Source organism: Xanthomonas rydalmerensis, from assembly GCF_033170385.1.
In the GTDB taxonomy this organism is placed as follows: Bacteria; Pseudomonadota; Gammaproteobacteria; order Xanthomonadales; family Xanthomonadaceae; genus Xanthomonas_A; species Xanthomonas_A rydalmerensis.
The window spans coordinates 2,591,445-2,614,192 of the sequence record NZ_CP126170.1 but is presented as its reverse complement, the minus strand read 5'-3'; the positions used below and the strand labels follow the sequence as shown (position 1 = coordinate 2,614,192).

The window sequence follows — 22,748 nt, the reverse complement described above, 5'->3', positions numbered from 1 at the left end:
GGGATGCGGCGTCGGCGGTTTACTCGGGCAGACGCGGACGGCCTGCGCTGGAGGCGGCGGCAGTCACATGGCGTGATGACTGACGACGCGCAGGCAGGTCGTGCGAAAGCGCCGCAATCGCGACGGTGGCCATGGCGTTGCCATGCCCGATCTGCACCTGGAATCGCCGATGGCGTCCATGGGTCGTCTCGGTGGATGCGTCTTGCTGTCGCGAGAGCGCATGCATGGTGGGCCCCGTGTACGAAGGAAGAAACGACGCGTCTTGCGATGCGCCGGGAATCCGGGGTGTGATGCAACCTGACGAAACGTCTGGCAAAAAAATGCAAGTCGAGTCCGCGCGCGTGCCAAGGGCATGCGCAAAAAGATCAGCCGTCAGGGCGGCGTCCTTTCCCCGTTCGTTCGACTTCAGCGACCGGCAATGTGCACCGATCGATCCCCCCTGAAGCGCCGGCCGACCTCCCCAGGCCATGCCGGCACGCACCGATGTAGACAAAAAGCGTGCGCTCAACCTGGTATCGACGGGAGCACAGGATTCTTTAGCGTCGCAGGCGCCGTAGGACGGCGTGTTCATCCTGGCACTGCCGGTAACGCCGACGCTGCTTGTTTGAAGCATCCGGCGCCTTGCCGTACTCGGCATTGAGGAAGCTGGCGCAAGTGTCATGCGCATCGGCCGCATGCGCGTCGAGCGGCCGTGCGATGCATGCACGGCCGCTCGGTGAGCACTCGGAACGCCTGCCAGCCCGGGCAAGCGCAACGGACCGCGCCGTGCCCGGTGCCGGTCATGACGTGCGCGACTACGCGGAGCGCACGCTGCGTGGGGCAGGGCGGGTTGCCGGCGCGATGGCGATCGATGCGATTTCGGGCAGTGCGTCCAACTTGAACACCGCCACTGCGTCCTGCAATTGCGTGGCCTGTTCCTCCATGGAACGCGCGACGGCGGTGGGCCTGACGCTGATGCGGACGTCGATCACTGTGCTGGAGCGATGCACGGGCGGCGCGACGAGCGCCTCGGCAGGTGGGCGTCGAGGCGATCCGTGATCCGCAGCGCCCACAACGCAAAAGCCCCGGCATCGCTGCCGGGGCTCGTCTGTGGCGTGACGCGGGAGGGTGGGGCGGTCAGGCCGCCTGCTGTACCCGCAGCGAGCGGACCAGGCCGCCGATGTCCACGATCAGGGCGACGCGGCCGTCGCCGAGGATGGTCGCGCCGGAGATGCCGCTGATGCGCCGGTAGTTGTTCTCGATGTTCTTGACCACCACCTGCTGCTGGCCGATCAACTCGTCCACTTCCAGCGCCAGCTTCTGCCCGTCGGCCTCCACCACCACCACCAGCGGTTCTTCGCTCTGCTCGATGCGGCCGAAGCCGTAGGAGTCGCTGAGCGAGAGGATCGGCAGGTATTCGCCGCGGACCCGCAGCACCCGGCCTTCGCCGGCCATGGTGCGGATGTCGTCGGCCTTCGGCTGCAGCGCTTCGATGACGTAGGCCAGCGGCAGGATCAGGGTCTCGCCGGCGACCGCCACGGTCATGCCGTCGAGGATCGCCAGGGTCAGCGGCAGGCGGATCAGCACGCGGGTGCCGCGGCCGGATTCGCTCTCCAACTGCACTTCGCCGCCCAGGCCCTGGATGTTGCGGCGGACCACGTCCATGCCGACGCCACGGCCGGACAGGTCGGTGACCGCATCGGCGGTGGAGAAGCCCGGGGCGAAGATCAGGTCCCAGACCTGCGCATCGCTCGGGTTGTCCGGCACGGCGATGCCGCGTTCGGCGGCCTTGGCCAGGATGCGGTTGCGGTTGAGGCCGGCGCCGTCGTCGCTGACTTCGATGACGATGTGGCCGCCCTGGTGCGACGCGGCCAGGGTGATGGTGCCGGTCTCGTCCTTGCCGGCGGCGCGGCGCGCCTCCGGCAGTTCCAGGCCGTGGTCGATCGAGTTACGCACCAGGTGCACCAGCGGATCGGCGATCTTCTCGATCAGGCCCTTGTCCAACTCGGTGCCCTCGCCGATCGTGCGCAGGCGCACCTGCTTGCCCAGGCGGGTGGAGAGGTCGCGGACCAGGCGCGGGAAGCGGCGGAACACCGCGTCCACCGGCAGCATGCGCACGCCGATCACAGCCTCTTGCAGGTCGCGGGTATTGCGTTCCAGCAGGTCCAGGCCGGCGAACAGGCGTTCGGCCACGGCCTGGTCCAGGCCGGTGGAGACCTGCTTGAGCATGGCCTGGGTGATGACCAGTTCGCCGACCAGGTTGATCAGCGCATCGACCTTGTCGACGCTGACGCGGATCGAGCTTTCCGCTTCGTGCGCGGCGGCGGCGTTGCCGGCCGGCGCATTCGCGGCCACGGCGGCGGCCGGCGCCGCGGTGGCGGCGGTCGGCGGCGCGGTCAGCACCGGTGCCGGCGCGGTGGCCAGGCTCGGCGGCGGCACCGGGCGGATCTCCAGTTCGCAGTCGTCGATGACCCAGGCGAAGGTGTCTTCGATCGCGCTGCGCGGAATCTTGCCGACCAGGCCCAGATCCCAGGCCAGGTAGGCCTCGAGCGGATCGAGTTCGGAGAAGCCGGGCATGCGCGTGCTGCGGCAGGCGACCTGCAGCGGGCCGAGGTGTTCGAGTTCGCGGATGATGCGCAGCGGATCGTTGCCGCTCATGAACAGCGACGGCGCGGGGGTGAAGCCGATCTGCCAGGCTTCCGGCTCAGCCGGCTGGTTCGCCGCCGGAGTGGCGGCGGCTGGCGCGGCGGGGCCGCCGTTCAACGCGTGCTGCAGGCGCTCGTGCACGGCCTTGACCGCGGCCGGATCGGCCGGGACGCCGTGTTCGGCTTCGCGCAGCAGGGCGCGCAGCACGTCCACCGAGCCGAGGATGGCATCGATCGCATGCGCCTCGACGTCGCGCTTGCCGGCGCGCAGCTCGTCGAGCAGCGTCTCCAGCACATGGGTGAGGCCGGCCATCGCTTCGAAGCCGAAGGTGGCGGCGCCGCCCTTGATCGAGTGCGCGGCGCGGAACACCGAGTTGATGGTCTCGGGGTCGCGATTGCCTTCTTCCAACGACAGCAATCCGGCTTCCATCGCATCCAGCCCTTCGCGGCTTTCCTCGAAGAAGGTGGCGTGGAAACGTTGCAGGTCCATGCTCATGGGGCGGGAATCCGGAAAAGGAGGAGAGGGATCAGCCCAGGACTTTCTGGACGGTGGCGATCAGCTGTTCGGGATTGAACGGCTTGACCAGCCAGCCGGTGGCACCGGCGGCCTTGCCCTCGGACTTCTTCTCCGCCGCCGACTCGGTGGTCAGCATCAGCATCGGGGTGAACTTGTAGTCCGGCAGCTGCCGCAGTTCGCGGATCAGGGTGATGCCGTCCATGTTCGGCATGTTGACGTCGGTGACCACCGCGTTGAAGCGCTGGCCCTTGGCGCGGCCCAGCGCGACCGCGCCGTCTTCTGCTTCTTCGACGGCAAAGCCGGCCGAGGTGAGGGCGAAGGAGACCATCTGGCGCATCGACGCCGAATCGTCCACTACCAAGATACGTGCGCTCATGCCGCGTTCTCCACAGATTTCAGATTGTCAGGGGTTGCAGGAAGGCCCAGCGATTCGCTGACCCCTAGCAGGCGTGCCGCGTCGCGAAAGGTGGCGTTGCAGGCCTCGAATTCGGTGCGCTTGCCATCCTTGCGACGGGCGTCGACGAATGCGCACAGCACCTGGACGGACGCGGTATGGATGCGGCGCACTTCGCCGGCGTCCAGACGCAGCACGTCGTCCGCCGCAAGGAACGCGGTCAGGCGTTGTTTCAGGTCGGCGCTGGTCTCGATGCCGAGATCCTCGCCAAGAGGGACTGTGCTCATCATTACTCCGCACCAATGGTTCTATGGCAGATAACGGCCGTGGCCTGAAAAGCTTTAGCGGCGGTTGGAAAGTGCGGCACCGTTCCCAGTTGCCGCCCGCCGCATCGCTCAGTGCAGCAGTTGCTCGGCGTCGAGCAGGATCATCGGCTGTTGCGCCAGACGCGCCACGCCGCGGAACAGATGGTTGGAAATGCGGCAGATGCGGGCGTTGTCCGGCGGTTCGATCTGCTGGTCGCGCAGGCTGGCCACGTCTTCCACCGCGGACACGCGCAGGCCCAGGGTCTCGCCGTTCTCTTCCAGCACCACCACCCGGGTCAGCATGTCCATCTCGATCGGCGCCGCGCCCAGGTGCAGGCCCAGGTCGATCACCGGCACCACCTGGCCGCGCAGGTTCATGATGCCCAGCATCGCCGGTGGCGTGCCACGCAGCGCCAGCAGCGGCACCGGCAGCACCACTTCCTGCACCTTCAGCAGTTCCAGTGCGTAGGCCTGCTCGCCGCAGCGCAGGCGCAGCCAGCGGGTGCTGCGCTCGGCCAAGCGCTCGGGGGCGATGGCCGAGCCGTGCGGCACGCTCGGCGCCATGAAGGCCTGCAGATTCGGCGGCAGCTTCGCTCCGGCCGCCTGTGCGCGGCTGGCTTCTGCGCGCCGTTCCGGCGGCACCGCCATCGGCGGGCGCTGGACCGCACGCGCGGCGGCGGCATCGTCTTCGGCGGCGAGATTGCGCGGCGTTGTGGCGCGTTGCCGCTCCATCGCCGCGACCACGTCCAGGTCGGCCTGGCGCTCGGCCTGCTCGGCCGGCGTGAGCGCGGCAACGGGTGCCTGCTGCGACATGATGCCGGCCAGGGCCGGATCGGAATCGGCTTCGGCCAGGACCGCGGCAGCGATCTGTTCGGGCGTCGGACCGGCCGGCGCGGGTGCGAGTGCCTGCTGGGACATGATGCCGGCCAGGGCCGGATCGGAATCGGCTTCGGCCAGGACCGCGGCGGCGATCTCTTCGGGCGTCGGACCGGCCGGCGCGGGCGCGAGTGCCTGCTGGGACATGATGCCGGCCAGGGCCGGATCGGAATCGGCTTCGGCCAGGACCGCGGCGGCGATCTCGTCGGGCGTTGGGCCGGCCGGCGCGGGCGTGAGTGCTTGCTGCGACATGATGCCGGCCAGGGCCGGATCGGAGTCGGCTTCGGCCAGGACCGCGGCGGCGATCTGTTCGGGTGTCGGGCCGGCCGGCGCGGGCGCGAGCGCCTGCTGCGACATGATGCCGGCCAGGGCCGGATCGGAGTCGGCTTCGGCCAGGACCGCGGCGGCGATCTGTTCGGGCGTCGGACCGGCGGTGGCGGGTGCCGGGATCTCGGCGTCCGCGTCCACGTCGGCGACCGGCGTGGGGTTCGCTGGCGGTGCCTTCTGCTCCTCGGCGATCACGTCGTGGAGCAGGCCTTCCAGGTAATCGTCGATGATGCCGGGGGTGCTCATGCGGCTTGCTCCATCGGCGTCGCGTCGCTGGCCAGCAGCCATTCCAGCGCGCGGCGGTAGGCGGCCAGACCGCGGCCGGGGTAGTCGCCCGCCGCGCCGGCCACGGTCAGCGCCTTGACGTTGCAGATCTTGGTGTCGACCGGGATCGCGTCTTCCCACACCCGTTCGCCGTAGCTGTCCTGCATCTGTCGCAGGGTCTCGTTGCCGGCGCGGGTGCGCTTGTCGAACAGGGTCGGCAGGATCGAGGCGGGCAGCGGCCGGCGCCGCGAGCGTTCGACCATGTCCACGGTGCGGACCATGCTGGCTAGGCCGTGCAGGGCCAGCGGCTCGGCCTGGGTCGGGATGATCACGCGGTCGGCCGCGGCCAGCGCATTGATCATCAGCAGGCCCAGGGTCGGTGGGCAGTCGAGCAGGATGTAGTCGTGCTGGCCGGCGTGGCGGGCCATGGCCTGCTGCAGCGCCAGGCCCAAACCGGGCTGGTTGGCGCTACGCCGTTCCAGCGTGGCCAGCGCGGTCTGCCCGCAGACGAAGCTCAGCCGCTCGACCGCGGTGTCGCGGGCCAGCGCGGCCAGTTCGCCCGGCGGGGTCCCGAACAGGTCCAGCACGCCCGGCGGCTGCGGTTCCTGCGGCACGTCGAAGGCCCGGGTCAGCGAGGCGTGCGGATCGAGATCGAGCATCAGCACGCGGTGCCCGAGCATGGCCAGCCCACGGCCCATGGCCAGCGTGGTGGTGGTCTTGCCCACGCCACCTTTCTGGTTGGCGATCGCCCAGATGCGCATCAGTTGACTCCTTCAATGGCAGGTACTGCGCGGGAACCGCCGGCATTGCCGGCGGCCGCCGCGGCGGGGGGGGTCGAAGTGGCCGGCGCGGCGCCGGCGCTCAAACGGTCGGGGGCCGACGGCGTCGGATCGCTGCTGTCGCCGGAATCGGCCAGGATCACCAGCACCACGCGGCGGTTGGCGTTGCGGCCGGCCGGCGTGTCGTTGCTGGCGCGCGGGCGGAACTGGCCGTAGCCGATCATCGACAGCCGCGAGGGCTGCAGGCCCTGGTCGGCGAACAGGTGGACCACGCTGGCCGCGCGCGCCGCCGACAGTTCCCAGTTCGACGGGAACTGCAAGGTGGCGATCGGGGTGTTGTCGGTGTAGCCCTCCACGCGCACCCCGTTGGGCACGCCGGCCAGCACCTGCGCCAGTTCCGCCAGGGTGGCGCGCGCGCTCTGGTCCAGCGCGGCCGAGCCAGAGCCGAACAGGATGTCGCTGTTGATCTCCACTTCGATCCACAGCCCGGCGCGGCGCACGGTGATCAGCTTCTTCTGGATCAGCGGCGCCAGCGCGGCGCCGAGACGGTCGGCGATGCTGTCGAGCTGGCGTTGCGCGCGGCGCAACTGCTGCGCGTCGCGCAGGTCGTCGCCGCGCTGCGCATTGCCGGAGGGCAGGCGGTTGGGATCGGGCAGGGTCAGCGCCGGGCTGGACTTGATCGGGGTCGGGCGCTCGCCGCCCTGGCCCTGCAAGGCCTGGTCGCCGACCTGCACCGGGCGCAGGGTCTTGGGGGTACCGCCGAACGCGGCGCTCATCGCGTCGGCCATCACCCGGTACTTGGCTTCGTTGATCGTGGACAGCGCGTACATCACCACGAAGAAGGCGAGCAGCAACGTCATCAGGTCGGCATAGGGGATGGCCCATGCCTCGTGGTTGGCGTGCTCGTCGTGGGAGTGCTTGCGGGCCATTGGCAACTCAATGCAAGAATCCGGCCAGTTTCGATTCGATGTTGCGCGGGTTCTCGCCCTGGGCGATGGCGATCAACCCTTCGATGATCATTTCGCGCTCGCCGCAACTGTGCTTGATCACGCTCTTGAGCTTGGCGGCCATGGGCAGGAACAGCAGGTTGGCCGAGGCGATGCCGTAGATGGTGGCGGTGAACGCGGCGGCGATGCCGTGGCCGAGCTTGCTCGGGTCGGCCAGGTTCTTCATCACCGCGATCAGGCCCAGCACCGCGCCGATGATGCCCAGGGTCGGCGCGTAGATGCCCATGCCCTCGAACACCTTGGCCGCGGCCAGGTCGCAGTGTTCCTGGCCTTCCAGGTCGATCTCCAGCATGTGCCGGATGGCTTCCGGCTCCACGCCGTCCACCAGCATCTGCAGGCCCTTGCGCACGAACGGATCCTGCTGCTGCGGCACCTGGTTCTCGAGGCCGAGCAGGCCCTGGCGGCGGGCGATGTTGCTCCATTCCACGATCTGCTTGAGCAGCGCCTGGCGATCGCTCGGCGGCGGCCACAGCAGCCACTTGGCGATCTGGAACGCACGCCGGAACACGGAAGGCGGGGTGTGCACCAGGATCGCGGCGACGGTGCCGACGATCACGATCACGAACGCAGCCGGCGACCACAGCGCCGAAATGCCGGCGCCCTTGAGGATGCTGCCGCCGATCAGCGACAGAATCGCCAACAGCAGGCCAATGAGACTGAGCTTGTCCATGCAGGAGGTATCGGCCAGGGGGCGGGGGACTTGATGGGTTGGGGATTCGGGATTCGGGATTGGGGAGTCGCAAGCGCGCGAGCGCGGCGGGTTGGTCGGTGTGTCGTAGGAGCGGCTTCAGCCGCGACGCGCTGACCTTGGCGCGTGCCTATGCACGATCGTTCGGATCGTGTCGGTAGGGAGTAGTGCGCCGCGCGTGCGATCGCCAAGCTCCGATCCCGGCTTCACGGCGTCGCGGCTGAAGCCGCTCCTACAAGGGAACCGATGCGGCGGCGAGCCGCTTTTGCGATTCCCCAATCCCGATTCCCGAGTCCCAGCCTCACCGCGTCGCGGCTGAAGCCGCTCCTACAAGAAGCAGAGAAGCGCCAGGGAAGCCGCTCTTACGACTCCCCAATCCCCATTCCCCAATCCCGGCCCCTCAGGCCTTCAAGCCATCCACATCCAGGATCAGCGCCAGGCGGCCGTCGCCGATGAGGGTGGCGCCGGCGTAGCCAGGCAGGCCGCGCAGGGAGCGCGGCAGCGGCTTGATCACCACTTCCTCGCGGCCGCGGACCTGGTCCACGACCAGGCCCATGCGCGATTCGCCGGCCTGCAGCACCACCACGGTCAGCAGCGGCAGTTGCGGGGCGTCGATGTTGAGCCACTGGCGCAGGTCCACCAGTGGCAGGGTATGCGACTGCCGGTCGAGCACGGCGCGGCCGTCGAACCAGCCCAGCGAGCGGCGCGGGGCGTGCAGCACTTCCACCACGCGCGCCAGCGGCAGTGCGTAGACGGTGTCGCCGGCCTGCACCAGCAGGGTCGGCAGGATCGCCAGGGTCAGCGGCACGCGGATCAGGAAGCGGCTGCCGCGACCCAGTTCCGACTGGATCTGGATCTGTCCGCTGAGTTCGCGGATGCGCGACTGCACCACGTCCATGCCGACGCCGCGGCCGGAGATATCGGTGACTTCGGCCTTGGTCGAGAAGCCGGGCAGGAACACCAGGTGCAGGCATTCCTCGGTGGTCAGGCGGGCTGCGGCCTCGGGGTCGATCAGGCCCTTCTCGCGGGCCTTGGCGCGTAGCCGTTCCGGGTCGATGCCGGCGCCGTCGTCCTGCACCTCGATGCTGACGTAGTCGCCTTCCTGCTGCGCCGACAGGCGCACGTGGCCGCCGCGCGGCTTGCCGGTGGCCTCGCGCAGCGCCGGCGCCTCGATGCCGTGGTCGATGGCGTTGCGCACCAGGTGCACCAGCGGATCGGCCAGCGCCTCGACCAGGTTGCGGTCCAGTTCGGTATCGGCGCCGATCAGTTCCAGTTCCACTTCCTTGTTGAGGGAGCGGGCGACGTCGCGCGCGACCTTGGGGAAGCGCGAGAACACCTTGCCGACCGGCTGCATGCGCGTGCGCATGACCGCCGACTGCAGGCGCGCGGTGGCGATGTCCAGGCTGCTGACCGCGCGGTCCAGTTCCTCGTCGCGCAGGCGCACGCGCAGGGTCTTGAGTCGGTTGCGCGAGAGCACCAGTTCGCCGATCAGGTTGACGATCGCGTCCAGGCGCTTGGTGTCCACACGCACGGTGTGTTCGGGTTCGGCGGCCTTGGCCGGGGCGGCCGCGGCCTTGGGCGCGGCGCTGGGCGCGCGCGGCGCCGGCTGCAGCGCCTGCGGCGTGGCCGTCGGCGGCGCATCGCCGTGCAACTGGTCCAGCAGCGCTTCGAATTCGTCGTCGCTGATCAGATCCCCCGCGGCCGCGGCGGTGGCCGCTGCGGGGGCGGGCGCCGGCGCGGCGCTCTTGGCCGGGGCCGGTGCCGGGGCGGCATCGCCGTGCGCGTCGAACTGCGCGATCAGTTCCGCTGGCGCACGCGGCGGCTCCTGGCCGCTGCCGAAGGCGTCGAGCATCGACTGCAGGTAGTCCAGCGACTGCTGCGCGGCGTCGAAGTGCCGCGCCTGCAGGGTGGCCTGGCCGGCGCGGGCCATGCCCAGGGTTTCCTCCGCGGCGTGGCACAGCTCGACCATGGCGTTGATCGCCAGGAAGCCGGCGCCGCCCTTGAGCGTGTGGAAGCCGCGGAACACGGCGTTGAGCTGGCCGCTGTCCTCGGGCGCCTGCTCCAGCGACACCAACTGCTCGCCGAGCCGGTCCAGGATCTCCTGGGCCTCGATGATGAAGTCGGCAGCGATGTCGTCGGGTACGGCGCTCATGGCATTACAGTCCCAGTCCGGACAGCAGGTCGTCGGCGTCGTTCTGCGACACGCCGTGGCGGTCCAGACCGGGCAGGGCCGGGCCGGCCAGGCTGCCGTCGGGTTTGCGTTCTTCCTTCGGCGGCAGACCCAGCGCGCCGAAGCCTTCGTGCACGCGGCGCACGATACCGGCGACGCGGCGGATGATCTGCCCGGTCAGGTCCTGGAAGCTCTGCGCCAGGGCCATTTCGGTGAGGTTGTGGCGGATCTTGTCGAGGATCTCGCCCTGGTCGCCGCTGAGGCCGCCGGCGGCGAGCTGGTTGGCCAGCGCGCGGCATTCCTCGGCCAGGTCCAGGGTGCGGTGGCTGGCCTGTTCGGTCATCTCCACCACGTGGTCCAGACGCGAGCAGGCGTCGTCCAGCTCGCCGGCCTCGCTGGGCACCACCGGCAGTTCGCCGAGCGCCTGACCCAGATCGCGCGCGAGCCGGCTCAGGCCCTGCATCATCGGCCGCGTGCGCCAGGCGGCGAGGGTGTCGATCTCCCTGCGCCAGCCGGCCTCGTCGCCGTTCTCCAGCGCGTCCAGCGCGCCTTGCAGGCGTTCGATCAGGGCGGTACGTTCGGCGGTGGCTTCCATTTAGGCGGTCGCTCCCAGGCGTTCGAAGATCTTGCCGAGCTTCTCCTGCAGCGTCTGCGCGGTGAACGGCTTGATGATGTAGCCGTTCACGCCGCACTGCGCGGCCTCGATGATCTGCTCGCGCTTGGCCTCGGCGGTGACCATCAGCACCGGCAGGTGCTTGAGCTTGTCGTCGGCGCGGATGTTGCGCAGCAGATCGATGCCGGTCATGCCGGGCATGTTCCAGTCGGTGACCACGAACTCGAACGGTGCCGAGCGCAGCGCGGCCAGGGCGCTGTTGCCGTCTTCGGCCTCGGCGGTGTTGGTGAAGCCCAGATCGCCGAGCAGATTCTTGACGATGCGCCGCATCGTCGAGAAATCGTCCACGATCAAAATCCGCATGTTCTTGTTCACCACTGACTCCTAAGGGTTCCTATTCTTCGTCTTCCAGACCGGCATCGGCGACACCGAACGCCTTCAGGCGTCCGCGCAACCGTACCGTGGCCTGGCCATGGATCTGACACACGCGCGACTCGCTGACCCCGAGTACCGCGCCGATTTCCTTGAGGTTCAATTCCTGCTCGTAGTACAGCGACAGCACCAACTGCTCGCGTTCGGGCAACTGCGCGATGGCCTTGCCCAGCTCGCGGCCGAATTCGCTGCGCTCGAGCATCTGCTGCGGATTGGGTCCGCCCTTGGCGATGGTATCCAGCTCGCCATGGTCCTCGATGCGCGACTCCAGGCTCAGCACCTGGCCGCGGGCGGCATCTTCCATCAAACGCAGGTATTCGGGAAGCGGCATGTCCATCGCCGCGGCCACTTCGTTGGCGGCGGCGGCGCGGCCGGTGCTCTGTTCGATCTTGCGGATCGCCGAGGCGGCGTCGCGGGCGCGGCGGTGCACCGAGCGCGGCACCCAGTCGCCGCGGCGGATCTCGTCGATCATCGAGCCGCGGATGCGGATCGAGGCGTAGGTCTCGAACGAGGCGCCCTGTTCGGCGTCGTAGCTGCGCGAAGCCTCGATCAGGCCGATCATGCCGGCCTGGATCAGGTCGTCGATCTCGACGCTGGCCGGCAGTCGCGCCGCCAGGTGATGGGCGATGCGCCGGACCAGGTCCGAGTGCTGGGCGATGTAGTCGTTGGCGCTGTTGCGCTGGACGGCGCGGTAGTGGGCGGCGGCGTTCATGCGGCCACCCCGCGCTGGATGATGCGTTCGACGAAGAACTCGACGTTGCCGCGTGGGGCGGTCGGCGCCTGCCAGCGCGCGGTGCGCCGGGCGATCTCGGCGATCGCCTGCGCCGACGGGCTGGACGGGTAGGCCTTGACCACCGGCTGCTGGCGCTGCACCGACAGGCGCAGCCAGTCGTCCTGCGGCACGCAGCCCAGGTAGTTCAGCGACACGTCGCCGAGGAACTTCTCGCAGACCCGGCTCAGTTTGTCGTACAGCAGGCGGCCTTCGTTGAGGTCGCGCACCATGTTGGCGACGATCTGCACCCGGTCCACGCCGCGCTCGCGCGAGAGGACCTTGATCAGGGCGTAGGCGTCGGTGATCGAGGCCGGCTCGTCGCAGACCACCACCACCGCGTCCTGCGCGGCCTGGCAGAAGGTCAGCACGCTGTCGGTGATGCCGGCGGCGGTGTCGACGATCATCACGTCCAGCTCGCGCTGCAGCTCGGAGAACACGTTGACCAGGCCCACGTGCTGGGCCGGCGGCAGCTCGGCCATGTAACGGCGGCCGGAGGCGGCGGGCACCACCATCAGCCCGTTGGGCATGTCGATCAGCACCTCTTCCAGGGTGCAGCGCCCGGCGACCAGGTCGGCCACGGTGAACTTGGGCGTCAGCCCCAGCAGCACGTCGACGTTGGCCAGGCCGAGGTCGGCGTCCAGCAGCAGGGTGCGCTTGCCCATGTCGGCCAGCGCCATGGACAGGTTGACCGAGATGTTGGTCTTGCCCACGCCGCCCTTGCCGCCGGTCACGGCGATGGTGCGCACCGGACCCAGCGGTTCGCTACGCGTCGCCGACAGGGGGAAGGCATTGGTCAGATTGACGTAGTCACGCGACGGCATGGGTCTGCTCCGGAGTACAGGGCTTATCGGCAGCGCGCCGCAAATCTTCAAGGCGCAATACCAGGCTGGCGGCGTTGGCGCGGTGCAGGTCGTCCGGCACGCGCTGTCCATCGGTCACCCAGGTGATGGGGAGGCGGTGGTCCACGACCACCGACAAGGCACTGCCGAACCGCCCGGTCTCGTCCAACTTGGTCATGATGACCCCCTGTGGGTCGGCGCCGGCGAACCGGCGCACCACCTCGTCCAGGTCGGAGAAATGGGCATTGGCAGGCAGTACCAGCAAGGATCGGACCACACGCGAGGCGCGCAGCCAGTGCAGCTGGGCGGCCAGGGCGCGGTCGCGCTGGCCCATGCCGGCGGTGTCGATCAGCACCAGCTTGTAGTCGGCCAGGCGCTCCAGCAGCTGCTGCAGCGCGGCGTCGCTGTCGGCCTCGTGCACGGCGATGCCGAGTTGGCGGCCGTAGCTGTGCAGCTGCTCGCGGCCGCCGACGCGGACCGTGTCGGTGGTCACCAGGGCCACGTCGCGGGCGGCATGGCGCTCCAGGAAGCGCGAGGCCAGCTTGGCGATGGTGGTGGTCTTGCCGGCACCGGTGGGGCCGATCAGGGCGATCACGCCGCCTTCCTCGATCGGGTCCAGCGGGGCGATCGGCAGGCGCTTGGACAGCAGGCCCAGCATCAGCCCGCGGCCGCGGTGCAGCTCCAGGTCGGCGGGGATCTGCATGACCACGTCGCGGGTGATGCCGCTGTCGAAGCCATAGTCGTCCATCAATTCCAGGGCCTGGGCGCGGACCGGCGAGCCGCGCAGGCGTTCGTCGGTGAGGCGGTTCATCTCGCGCTCGATCATCTGCCGCATCAGCGCCAGTTCGTCGCGCAGCTGCGTCAATTGTTCGTCGTTCTGCGGGGCCGGGAAGGTCGGCACCGCCGCCAGCGTCGCGGCCGCCGGGATTCCGGCAGTGGCCGGCGCGTCCGGCTTGGCCGCGCTCGGCGCAGGCACGGCCGGGGCCGGGCTCGCCACCGGGGTCAGCGCCACCGCGGCGACGTCGTCGCGCCAGGCCGGCATGGCCTCGGCGGCCGGCGCCGGGGCGGCGGCGAACGGGCTGGGCATGGGCACGCTGATCGGGGCGTTGCGGAACACGTCCTCGGGGATGCTGAAGTCGGCGCGGCCCGTGGCCGGTGCCGGGGCCTTGGCCGCTGCGGCCGGGCGCGCTGCGGCAGCCGGGGCGGCCGCAGCAGGCATGGCCGAGGCGGCCAGCGCCGCCGGCTGGGTCAGCGGCCGGGCTGCGGCAGCGGCCGGGGCGGTCGCCGCGGCGCCACCACGGCGCTCGCTGATCGCGGCCATCATCGCCATCGCCGGGCTGGCCGCGGCCTTATCGCTGCGGGCGGCGCGCGGCGCGGCAGCGGCCGGTGCCTGCGCCGCGGCGGCGCGTGGCGCCTCGTCCGGGCGCACCGAATCCAGCGCCCGCTGCACCAGGGCCTCGTCGTAATTGCTGGCGGCGACGATCTCGATGCCCTCGTCGGTACGCCGGTTGGACAGGATCACCGCATCCGGCCCGTGCTCGTCGCGCACCATCCGGAAGGCGGTGCGCATGTCGGGGGCGACAAAGCGTTTGATCTTCATGGGTGAGTGCCGGGATTCGGGATTGGGGAGTGGGGATTGGTTGCGGAGGCCGCCATGGCATGGCTGCTATCCGGTCGCCTTGCTCTGGTTGTGTTCGTTCGTGTCATTGCTGTCTCTCTCCGCGTGCCGGGCCCGCTGTTGCGACTCCCGAATCCCAAATCACCAATCCCCGCCAATCAGCTGATCGTGCCGACCAACTTCAGCCGCTTGTCCTCCGGCACTTCGCTGTAGGACAGGACCGACAGCGCGGGGACGCTGTGGCGGACCAGGCGGGCGAGGGCGGCGCGGACCTGCGCCGGCACCAGCACCACTGCCGGTTCGTTGCGCGCCTCCTGCTTGCTCACGCAGTCCGCCAGACTTTGGTGCAAGCGTTCGGCCAGTCCGGGTTCCAGCGCCGCGCCGTTGCCCTGGGTAGAGTCCTGCAAGACACGTTCCAATTGCGGGGCCAGGGTGAACACCGGCAGTTCCGGGGCCATGCCGGCGATCTCCTGGACGATGAACCGGCCCAGGGCGTTGCGTACGGCGGCGGTGAGCGCGCCGGGTTCCTGACTCTGCGGCGCGTGCTCGACCAGGGCCTCGACGATCTTGCGCAGCTGCCGCACCGGGATCTTCTCGATCAGCAGGTTCTGCAGCACCCGCACCACCACCGACAGCGGCAGCGCCTTGGGGGTGAGGTCCTCGACCAGCTTGGGCGCGCTCTTGGCCAGGGTCGCCAGCAGTTGCTGCACTTCCTCGTGGCCGAGCAGTTCCGGGGCATGTTCGCGGATCAGGTGCGAAAGGTGCGTGGCGATCACCGTGGCCGGGTCGACCACGGTGTAGCCCATGGTCTCGGCCTGGGCGCGCAGGTGCGGCTGGATCCAGGTCGCATCCAGGCCGAACGCCGGATCCTTGCCGGCGATGCCGTCGATCTTGCCGAGCGCGCCGCCCGGGTCCAGCGCCAGTTCGCGGTCCGGGTGGATGTCGGCGGTGGCCACCGGCACCCCGTGCACCAGCAGGCGGTAGGCGTTGGCGGGCAGTTCCAGGTTGTCGCGGATGTGTACCGGCGGCACCAGGAAGCCGATGTCCTGGGTCAGCTTGCGGCGTACGCCCTTGATGCGTGCCATCAGCTCGCCGCCCTGGGCCTTGTCCACCAGCGGGATCAGCCGGTAGCCGACCTCCAGGCCCAGCGGGTCGATCGGACGCAGTTCGTCCCAGCCCAGTTCGGCATTGGCCTGGGCCGCGGCCGCCGCCTGCGGCGCCGCCTCGGCGGCGGCCGGGGTCGGCTGCAGGCTGCGCTTCCACATCTTCCAGGCCAGCAGGCCCAGGATCAGCGCCAGCGTCAAGAAAGCGACGTTGGGCATGCCCGGGATCAGGCCGACCAGGCCCATGATCGCCGCGGCCACCGCCAGCGCCTTATGCTGGCCGAACACCTGGCCCATCATCGACGCGCCCATGTCCTGCGAGCGCGAGGCGCGGGTGACCAGCATCGCCACCGCCGAGGACACCAGCAGCGCCGGCAACTGCGCGACCAGGCCGTCGCCGATCGACAGCAGGGTGTAGGTGGAGGCGGCCTGTCCCACCGGCATGCCATGCTGCAGCACGCCGACCGCCATGCCGCCGATCAGGTTGATGAACAGGATCAGGATGCCGGCGATGGCGTCGCCGCGGATGAACTTGCTGGCGCCGTCCATCGAGCCGTAGAAGTCCGCTTCCTCGCGCACTTCCTCGCGGCGGGCCTTGGCTTCCTCGCGGGTCAGCAGGCCGGCGTTGAGGTCGGCGTCGATCGCCATCTGCTTGCCGGGCATGGCGTCGAGGATGAAGCGCGCGGTCACTTCCGACACGCGCCCGGCGCCCTTGGTGATGACCACGAAGTTGATGATGGTCAGGATCGCGAACACCACGATGCCGACCGCATAGTTGCCGCCGATCACGAATTCGCCGAAGGCCTCGATCACCTTGCCGGCGGCGCCGTGGCCGTCCTGGCCGTTGATCAGGATCACGCGGGTGGAGGCCACGTTCAGCGCCAGGCGCAGCATCGTGGTCATCAGCAGCACGATCGGGAAGATGCTGAACTCCAGCGGCCGCTTTACGTACACCACCGCCAGCAGCACCATCAGCGAGATGGCGATGTTGAAGGTGAACAGGGCGTCCAGCACCGGGGCGGCCAGCGGCACCACCACCATCGCCAGCATCAGCAACACGATCACCGGGGCGCCGAGCCCGTGCTTGATCATGTCCATGACTTTGCGCGTATTCATCTGCGCGGCGGGCTGACTCATGGCTGGCTCCCCGGGGCGAATTCATCCACTTCCAACGGCGGCAACGGCGGCATCGGCCCAGTGCGCCAGGCGCGCAACTGGTAGACGTACGAGAGGACCTGCGCCACCGCGGAATACAGTCTCACGGGAATTTCCTTGCCGAGTTCGCCTTCCCTATACAAGGCGCGTGCCAAAGGCGGCGCCGAGATCACCGCCACCCGATGCTGCTCGCCGACCTCGCGGATGCGGAAGGCGATTTCGTCCACGCCCTTGGCCACCACGGTGGGGGCGCGCATGCGCCCGCTCTCGTACTTCAGCGCCACCGCATAGTGGGTGGGGTTGACCACCACCACGTCGGCCTTGGGGATGGCTTCCATCATCCGCCGCTGCGACATCTGCATCTGCATCTGGCGGATGCGGCCCTTGACCTCGGGGCTGCCGTCGCTTTCCTTCATTTCCCGGCGCACTTCCTCGCGGGTCATCTTCAATTTGCGGATGTAATTCCACTTCTGATAGGGCGCGTCGATCGCGGCCAGCAGCGCCAGCGCGCCGGCGGTGTACAACAGCAGCCGCAGGGTGAAGCCCAGGCCGTGGCCGACGGCCTGTTCCAGCGGCTGCAGCAGCAGCCCGCGCAGGAAATCGACGCTGCCCCACAGGCACAGCATCGCGGCGCCGCCGACGAAGGCCATGCGCAGGATCGATTTCAGCAGTTCGGCGATGGTCTCGGCGCCGTACATGCGGCTCAGCCCGGCCATCGGGTTGAGCCGGTCGAACTTGGGGATCAGCGCTTGGCCGGAGAAGCGCAGGGTGCCCATCAGCACCGGCGCGGCGAAACTGGCGGCAAGGCAGATGCCGACCAGCGGCAACACCACCCAGAGCAGGTTCAGCAGCAGTTCGCCGAAATGGCCGAACATCGCCTCCGGATGGGCGCGCATCGACAGGTCCGGGCGCAGCGCCTGCTTCAGCCAGGACACGACGCCGGCGGTCAGCGAGGTGGACAGGCCCATCAGCGCGAAGACCCCGGCGCTGAACACCGCCGCCGTCGCCAGCTCGCGCGAATGCGGGATGTTGCCCTGTTCGCGGGCTTCGCGCAGGCGTTTGTCTGTTGGCTGTTCTGTGCGCTCTGCGCCTTCTTCGCTCTCGGACATCGGGGGATGCGCTCGGCCAGGATCGACCCTGCGCACTGCAAGGACCGTGCCGGTCCTGGCCCGACTCTCCGAGACTGCCGCGGCGGGGCCTTCCGGCCGCGGTCAGGCGGGCTGCAGTTCCACCCGGTCGCGGCCCAGGCGCTTGGCCTGGTACAGCGCCGCATCGGCACGCGCCAGCAACTGCTGCAGGGATTCGCCGGGCCGGTACCAGGCCACGCCGATCGAGGCGGTGATCGCCAACTGCCGCTCGCCGATGCGCAGCGGTTGCCCGGCGATGGTGGCGCGCAGGGCCTGCAGCCGCTCGCCGCAGCTCGGCGGCAAGCCGGGCAGCATCGCCAGCAGTTCCTCGCCGCCGTAGCGGCCGACCAGGTCGGCGTCGCGCAGATTGGCGCCCAGGCGCCGCGCCACCTCGATCAGCACCGCATCGCCGACCAGATGGCCGTGCTCGTCGTTGATCCGCTTGAAATGGTCCAGGTCGATCATCGCCACCGCCAGCGCGGTCTGTTCGGCCTCGCTGCGGCGCATCTGCGCGGCCAGCGCCTCGAGGATGCCGGCGCGGTTGAGCAGGCCGGTGAGGGCGTCGTGCGAGGCTTTCACCGCCAGCGCGGCGCGGGCGATCTCCAGTTCGCGCTTGTCGTGTTCCAGTTCCTCGGTGCGTCGCGCCACCAGGTCGGCCAGTTCGCGCTGGCGCTGGTGCAGGCGGCGCTCGCGCCAATGCAGTACCGCCACCATCAGGCCGCCGCCGAGCAGCAGGTACAGCGCCAGCATCGGCTGGCTGCGCCACCACACCGGGGCCACCGAGAACCCCACCCGCAGCGGTGCCGAGGCGCTACGCCGGTAGGCGTCCAGCAACTGGATTTCCAGCACGTAGCGGCCCGGCGCCAGCGGCGGTTGCTCGAACTCGAAGTTGGGCGTATGCAGCCAGCGGGTGTGTGCGCCCTCGAAGCGATAGCGGAAGCTGATGCGGTTGCGCTCGTCGTACAGGTCCGGCGAGCCGACCGCGATGTGCAACGGATCCTCGCTCCAGGGCAGGCGTGCGCCCGCGGCGATGGCCACGCCGCTGCGACTGAACTCCTTGAGCGCCAGCCGCGGCGCCTGCGCCGGGAACAGCCGCGTCGGATCCTGCAGGTGGGTGACGCCGCGGCTGCTGCCGATCCACACCGAGCCGTCGCCGTCCTCCAGGAAGGCCGATTCGGAAATATCGTTCCAGAGCAGGCCCTGCGCCTGGGTCAGCCGCGACCAGGCGCGACCGTTGAACACGTCCACGCCCTGGTTGTGGCAGATCCAGATCCAGCCATTGCGGGTGCCGCGAAGGGTGTAGATCTGCAGGTCGCGCAATTGCGCATCGGCAGGCTGCAAACGCAGGGTGTCGCCGTCGAGCCGGCCGTGCCAGGCGCCGGGACCGTACAGGCTGGCCCAGGCCTGGCCGTCGTCCTGGACCAGCAGCTTGCTGAGCACCGCCTGCGATGGCCTGCCGTCCACGACCAACCGGATCGGGGTCCAGGTGTCGCCGCGCAGGCGGAACAGCCCGGCGACGCCGGTCACCAGCACGCTGCCGTCCTGCCGCTGCTGGATATCCGAATACTCGCCGCCGGGCAGCGTCGACAGCCGTTGCGGCTCCGCGTCTGCATTCGCCTGCGCAAGCAGGTACACGCCGTCGTCGCTGAGGATCCAGACCCGGCCGGTCGCATCCACGAGCAGTTGCTTGGCGATCACCAGTCGCTGTCGGCCGCTGCTGCGCAGCGGCGGATAGACGCGCAGCAATCGACCCTGCGCGTCGTAGTGGCGCAGCACGCCTACCGAGCCGATGCTCCACAGGGTGCCGTCGGCGGCACGCTGCAGCCCGATCATCTGTGTGCCGTTGGCGCTGGCCCAGCGCTGGAAGCGCCCGTCTTCGCGCAGCCGATCGATGCCGCCCTCGTTGCCGGCCAGCAGATCGCCCTGCTGGGTGCGCTGGATGCTCCAGGTCGGTGCGCGGCTGATGCCCTGCGACACGTCCCAGTTCTCGATCCAGCCATAGCCGGTCCAGCGCAAGACGCCTTCGCCGTCCATGCTCAGCCACAGGTCGCCGGCCTGGTCGAAGCGCATGGCGACGATATTGCCCTCGGGCAGGCCATTGCGGCGGTCGAAGCTGTGCCAGCGGCCGTGCTCCCAGCGCGCCAGGCCTCTGTCGGTGCGCACCAGCACGCGGCCCTGCGGGTCGAGCAGGATCTGCGTGCGCCGCGTCAGCAGGCCCGGTCCGTCCAGTCCAGGCGGCGTCTGTTCCTGGAAGCGCGAGGCGCCGGCGGGCAGCCGCATCACCTGGCGCTCGCCGAGCACCCACAGGGTGCCGGCGCGGTCACGCACCGCGCTGCGCCAGACCTCGCGCTGCAAGCCCTGGGCTTGGTCGTAGCGGGTCGCGTGGCCGTCGGCATCGACCCGGCACAAGGCCTTGCCGCAGCCCAGCCACAGCACGCCATCGGCGACGAACAGGTCGTGGACCTCGGCCAAGTCCGGTTGCCGCGCCAGCGTCGCCGCGTCGAACAGCGGGTGCAGTTCCCAGCCGATGCCATCGGCCTTGCGCGCGGCGCGCAGCAGGCGGCGCCCGTCCAGGACCACCGTGCCCCAGCCCGGCGCGGCCAGGCGCGGGCGATTCAGTTGGTGGTGCGACGGCAGGCGGTCATGCTCCAGCGGCATCCAGCCCGCCGGCGTGCCGTCGTCGACGTAGATCGCATCGTAGGTGGCCATCCACAGCCGTCGCTGGGCGTCCTCGACGGCATCGGAGATGTAGTGGCCGCCGCGGCCCTGCAGCGGCACCTGCTGGAACTGGTTGCCGTCGAAGGCGTACAGGCCGCTCTCGCTGCAGACCAGCAGGCTGCCGTCGCGGCGCTGCAGCAGGCAGGTGCCGGCGAGGCCGAGCAGACCCTGGTCCTGCGCGTAGTGCCGCAACGGGATGACCTGGGCCTGCGCGGCTCCGGCGCAGCCCAGTGCCGACAGCAGCAGCCATCGCAGGCATCGATCCATGACCCTGCGCATGCGGCGCTCAGCCGCCGCTGTGCCGCCGTGCGAGACGGCGAGGGCAGACACGAGCGAACGCGGACGAGCAATGGGGCATGGCGGGGGCGGTATCGGCAAAAGAAAGGGCGGGCGGCGGCGACCGGCAGTGTAAGGACGGGCGGCAGCGCCATCGCTCATCCAGGCGTCACACCAATGGCCTTCTGCCGGTATCGGCCGCAGTACGGCGCAGCTTGAGTGCCGGCTAGGCGGTGATCGCGCGCGCCGCGTCGAAGGCGGCGTCGAACAGACGCTGCACCGGCGGCCCCATCTCGCCGACCAGTACTGCCAGCAGCGCCAGACCGAGCACCACTGCCACCGGCAGGCCGAGCTGGATCGGGTTCAGCGAGGGCGCGGCCTTGGCCAACGCGCCGAAGGCCAGGTTCACCGCCATCATCGCCACCATCACCGGCAGCGCCAGGGTCACAGCACCGCGCATGATGCTCATGAAGAAGTTCGGTGCCACCGACGCCATCGCCTGGGCGTCGGGAAGGGCGGTGCCGATCGGCAGCGCCTTGTAGCTGTCCACCAGCAGCGACACCACCGCCAGATGCCCGTTGGTGGTGAAGAACATCAGCCCGAAGACCAGGTAGAACCACTGGCCGATCACCGGCGAGTTGACCCCGCGCAACGGGTCGGCCATCTGCGCAAAACCGAGGCCAGTGCTCTGCGAGACCAGTTCGCCGGCCATCGCCCCGGCCTCGAAGATCATCCGCAGCATGAACCCCATACTGGCCCCCACCGCCAGCTCCCGGGCCACGCTCAGCACCACTGCGGCATTGAACCCATCCCAGTCCGGCACCGGCGGCAGGATCGGCGCCAGCGCGATGGCCAACGTCCCCGACAGGATCACCCGCACCCGTCCCGGCACCGCCTTGGTGCCGACCAACGGCATCACCGTGAACATCGCCCCGATCCGCAGCATCGTCCAAAGCACGGCCCCGATCATCGCGAACGCCCGCGACCCATCGACGACCATTTGCGTGGCGGCATCCATCAGCCCGAGGCCCCGGCAGACATCACGAAGGAACGGCCAGCACTAACTGCGAGACGCGGGCGCCTTGCAGCCGAAGACAGACCGGCGAACCCCCAAACAACCAGGGGCACAGCACGACCGACAATGGAGCCAAAGCCAAAGCGGCTATAGCCGTAGCCGTAGCCGTAGCCGTAGCGGTCGCTTTTGCGGTTGCCGTCGTTTTTGCTGTTGTTTCGCTCTTGATCCACCGGGTCCCCTCCGCAGCGGCGGAGCTGGCGGGCAAAACCCCCCGCAGGGGGGCGGCGCACAGGGATGTGCGCCGTTTTCGGCCGGGGCAGGGCTCGCCGGGAAAAGGCGAAGCACTGCTTCGCCCCGGCGGGCGGGCTGGCGCCGCGAGGCGACTGCCCCGGACTTGGCTGCGAAGCAGACAAGCCCCGTCCGAAAATCCCGTCAGCGGAGCGGACCCGCGTAGCGGGCGCGAAGGCGGGGTGTGCTTTCTTTTGGTTACTTTTCTTTGCACAAGCAAAGAAAAGTGACTCGCCGCAAGGCGAAAGCTCTTGCTGTTCAGAAGGCTCGCCGCAAGGCGAAAGCTCTTGCTGTTCAGAAGGCTCGCCGCAAGGCGAAAGCTCTTGCTGTTCAGAAGGCTCGCCGCAAGGCGAAAGCTCTTGCTGTTCAGAAGGCTCGCCGCAAGGCGAAAGCTCTTGCTGTTCAGAAGGCTCGCCGCAAGGCGAAAGCTCTTGCTGTTCAGAAGGCTCGCCGCAAGGCGAAAGCTCTTGCTGTTCAGAAGGCTCGCCACAAGGCGAAAGCTCTTGCCGGTTCCCAGCCAAAAGCGATGCAGCAGCAAGAAGCGCAGCGTCAGACGCAGCCATCCCAGCTACCCAATCAAATGCGGAATACGCTGGAACAGCATCGTCGTGTACTCCACCAGATGCGCCAGCAACATACTCCCCGTCGCGAACAACATCGCCGTCAACGCCACCACCTTCGCGATGAACGCGATCGTCGGCTCATTGAGCTGCGTCGCCGCCTGGAACACACCGATCACCACACCAACCGCCAACATCGCCAGCAACAACGGCCCCGCCACCCACAACACCGTGATCAGCCCGCCACGCAACTCGGTCAACGCCAGTTCCGGACTCATCGC

General features: G+C 69.3%; 21 protein-coding genes. 1 reads left to right on the top strand and 20 read right to left on the bottom strand.

Annotation, left to right across the window (positions count from 1 at the left end; genetic code table 11):
- Positions 1-19 precede the first annotated feature (19 nt).
- On the bottom strand, positions 20-571 hold the full coding sequence (locus tag QN245_RS10990; protein WP_160967801.1) for a hypothetical protein: 552 nt from the start codon (positions 569-571) through the stop codon (positions 20-22).
- A gap of 29 nt (positions 572-600) precedes the next feature.
- On the opposite strand from QN245_RS10990, the gene QN245_RS10985 reads away from it, so the two are divergent.
- Complete coding sequence (locus QN245_RS10985) at positions 601-1,038, top strand: hypothetical protein (protein WP_317843163.1); 438 nt, start codon at positions 601-603, stop codon at positions 1,036-1,038.
- 78 nt (positions 1,039-1,116) lie between these two features.
- On the opposite strand, the gene QN245_RS10980 is transcribed toward QN245_RS10985, so the two are convergent.
- From QN245_RS10980 to QN245_RS10890, 19 genes are all read right to left on the bottom strand, one after another.
- Complete coding sequence (locus QN245_RS10980) at positions 1,117-3,120, bottom strand: chemotaxis protein CheA (protein ID WP_160967805.1); 2,004 nt, start codon at positions 3,118-3,120, stop codon at positions 1,117-1,119.
- A gap of 31 nt (positions 3,121-3,151) precedes the next feature.
- Positions 3,152-3,517 (bottom strand): response regulator, encoded by a 366-nt coding sequence (locus QN245_RS10975; protein WP_010341778.1) that lies wholly within the window; start codon positions 3,515-3,517, stop codon positions 3,152-3,154.
- On the bottom strand, positions 3,514-3,822 hold the full coding sequence (locus tag QN245_RS10970) for an STAS domain-containing protein (RefSeq protein WP_160967807.1): 309 nt from the start codon (positions 3,820-3,822) through the stop codon (positions 3,514-3,516). Before QN245_RS10970 ends, QN245_RS10975 begins: the two co-directional genes overlap by 4 nt.
- A gap of 108 nt (positions 3,823-3,930) precedes the next feature.
- On the bottom strand, positions 3,931-5,289 hold the full coding sequence (locus tag QN245_RS10965) for a chemotaxis protein CheW (protein WP_317843162.1): 1,359 nt from the start codon (positions 5,287-5,289) through the stop codon (positions 3,931-3,933).
- Entirely contained in the window at positions 5,286-6,068 is a 783-nt protein-coding gene (locus QN245_RS10960) for a ParA family protein (RefSeq protein WP_167087706.1), read from the bottom strand. The genes QN245_RS10965 and QN245_RS10960 overlap by 4 nt, the downstream gene beginning before the upstream one ends.
- A complete protein-coding gene (gene motD, locus QN245_RS10955) occupies positions 6,068-7,015 on the bottom strand; it encodes a flagellar motor protein MotD (RefSeq protein ID WP_160967812.1) in 948 nt (315 codons plus the stop codon). The genes QN245_RS10960 and motD overlap by 1 nt, the downstream gene beginning before the upstream one ends.
- Before the next feature lie 7 nt (positions 7,016-7,022).
- Positions 7,023-7,763: a flagellar motor protein gene (locus QN245_RS10950; RefSeq protein WP_160958704.1), complete on the bottom strand. Its 741-nt coding sequence runs from the start codon at positions 7,761-7,763 to the stop codon at positions 7,023-7,025.
- Between the two features lie 418 nt (positions 7,764-8,181).
- A complete protein-coding gene (locus QN245_RS10945) occupies positions 8,182-9,933 on the bottom strand; it encodes a chemotaxis protein CheA (protein WP_184447981.1) in 1,752 nt (583 codons plus the stop codon).
- Between the two features lie 4 nt (positions 9,934-9,937).
- Positions 9,938-10,546, bottom strand: coding sequence for a protein phosphatase CheZ (locus tag QN245_RS10940; protein WP_160967575.1), 609 nt, complete (start codon positions 10,544-10,546; stop codon positions 9,938-9,940).
- A complete protein-coding gene (gene cheY / locus QN245_RS10935; protein ID WP_010341542.1) occupies positions 10,547-10,939 on the bottom strand; it encodes a chemotaxis response regulator CheY in 393 nt (130 codons plus the stop codon).
- A 19-nt stretch (positions 10,940-10,958) separates the two neighbouring features.
- Positions 10,959-11,708 (bottom strand): RNA polymerase sigma factor FliA, encoded by a 750-nt coding sequence (locus QN245_RS10930; RefSeq protein WP_160967573.1) that lies wholly within the window; start codon positions 11,706-11,708, stop codon positions 10,959-10,961.
- Positions 11,705-12,589, bottom strand: a complete 885-nt coding sequence (locus QN245_RS10925) for a MinD/ParA family ATP-binding protein (protein WP_317843161.1) — start codon at positions 12,587-12,589, stop codon at positions 11,705-11,707. The genes QN245_RS10930 and QN245_RS10925 overlap by 4 nt, the downstream gene beginning before the upstream one ends.
- The gene (gene flhF, locus QN245_RS10920; protein WP_317843160.1) at positions 12,576-14,207 is read right to left on the bottom strand and encodes a flagellar biosynthesis GTPase FlhF; all 1,632 of its coding nucleotides are present in this window, start codon (positions 14,205-14,207) and stop codon (positions 12,576-12,578) included. Before flhF ends, QN245_RS10925 begins: the two co-directional genes overlap by 14 nt.
- Before the next feature lie 176 nt (positions 14,208-14,383).
- Positions 14,384-16,444: a flagellar biosynthesis protein FlhA gene (flhA, locus tag QN245_RS10915; RefSeq protein ID WP_184448123.1), complete on the bottom strand. Its 2,061-nt coding sequence runs from the start codon at positions 16,442-16,444 to the stop codon at positions 14,384-14,386.
- A 17-nt stretch (positions 16,445-16,461) separates the two neighbouring features.
- Positions 16,462-17,592, bottom strand: coding sequence for a flagellar biosynthesis protein FlhB (gene flhB, locus QN245_RS10910; RefSeq protein WP_184447979.1), 1,131 nt, complete (start codon positions 17,590-17,592; stop codon positions 16,462-16,464).
- A 102-nt stretch (positions 17,593-17,694) separates the two neighbouring features.
- Complete coding sequence (locus QN245_RS10905) at positions 17,695-20,595, bottom strand: diguanylate cyclase (RefSeq protein WP_317843159.1); 2,901 nt, start codon at positions 20,593-20,595, stop codon at positions 17,695-17,697.
- Positions 20,596-20,830: 235 nt separating this feature from the next.
- A complete protein-coding gene (gene fliR, locus QN245_RS10900; RefSeq protein WP_317843158.1) occupies positions 20,831-21,622 on the bottom strand; it encodes a flagellar biosynthetic protein FliR in 792 nt (263 codons plus the stop codon).
- Positions 21,623-21,644: 22 nt separating this feature from the next.
- Positions 21,645-22,445, bottom strand: coding sequence for a hypothetical protein (locus QN245_RS10895; RefSeq protein WP_317843157.1), 801 nt, complete (start codon positions 22,443-22,445; stop codon positions 21,645-21,647).
- 30 nt (positions 22,446-22,475) lie between these two features.
- A complete protein-coding gene (locus tag QN245_RS10890) occupies positions 22,476-22,745 on the bottom strand; it encodes a flagellar biosynthetic protein FliQ (RefSeq protein WP_010343869.1) in 270 nt (89 codons plus the stop codon).
- Positions 22,746-22,748 lie beyond the last annotated feature (3 nt).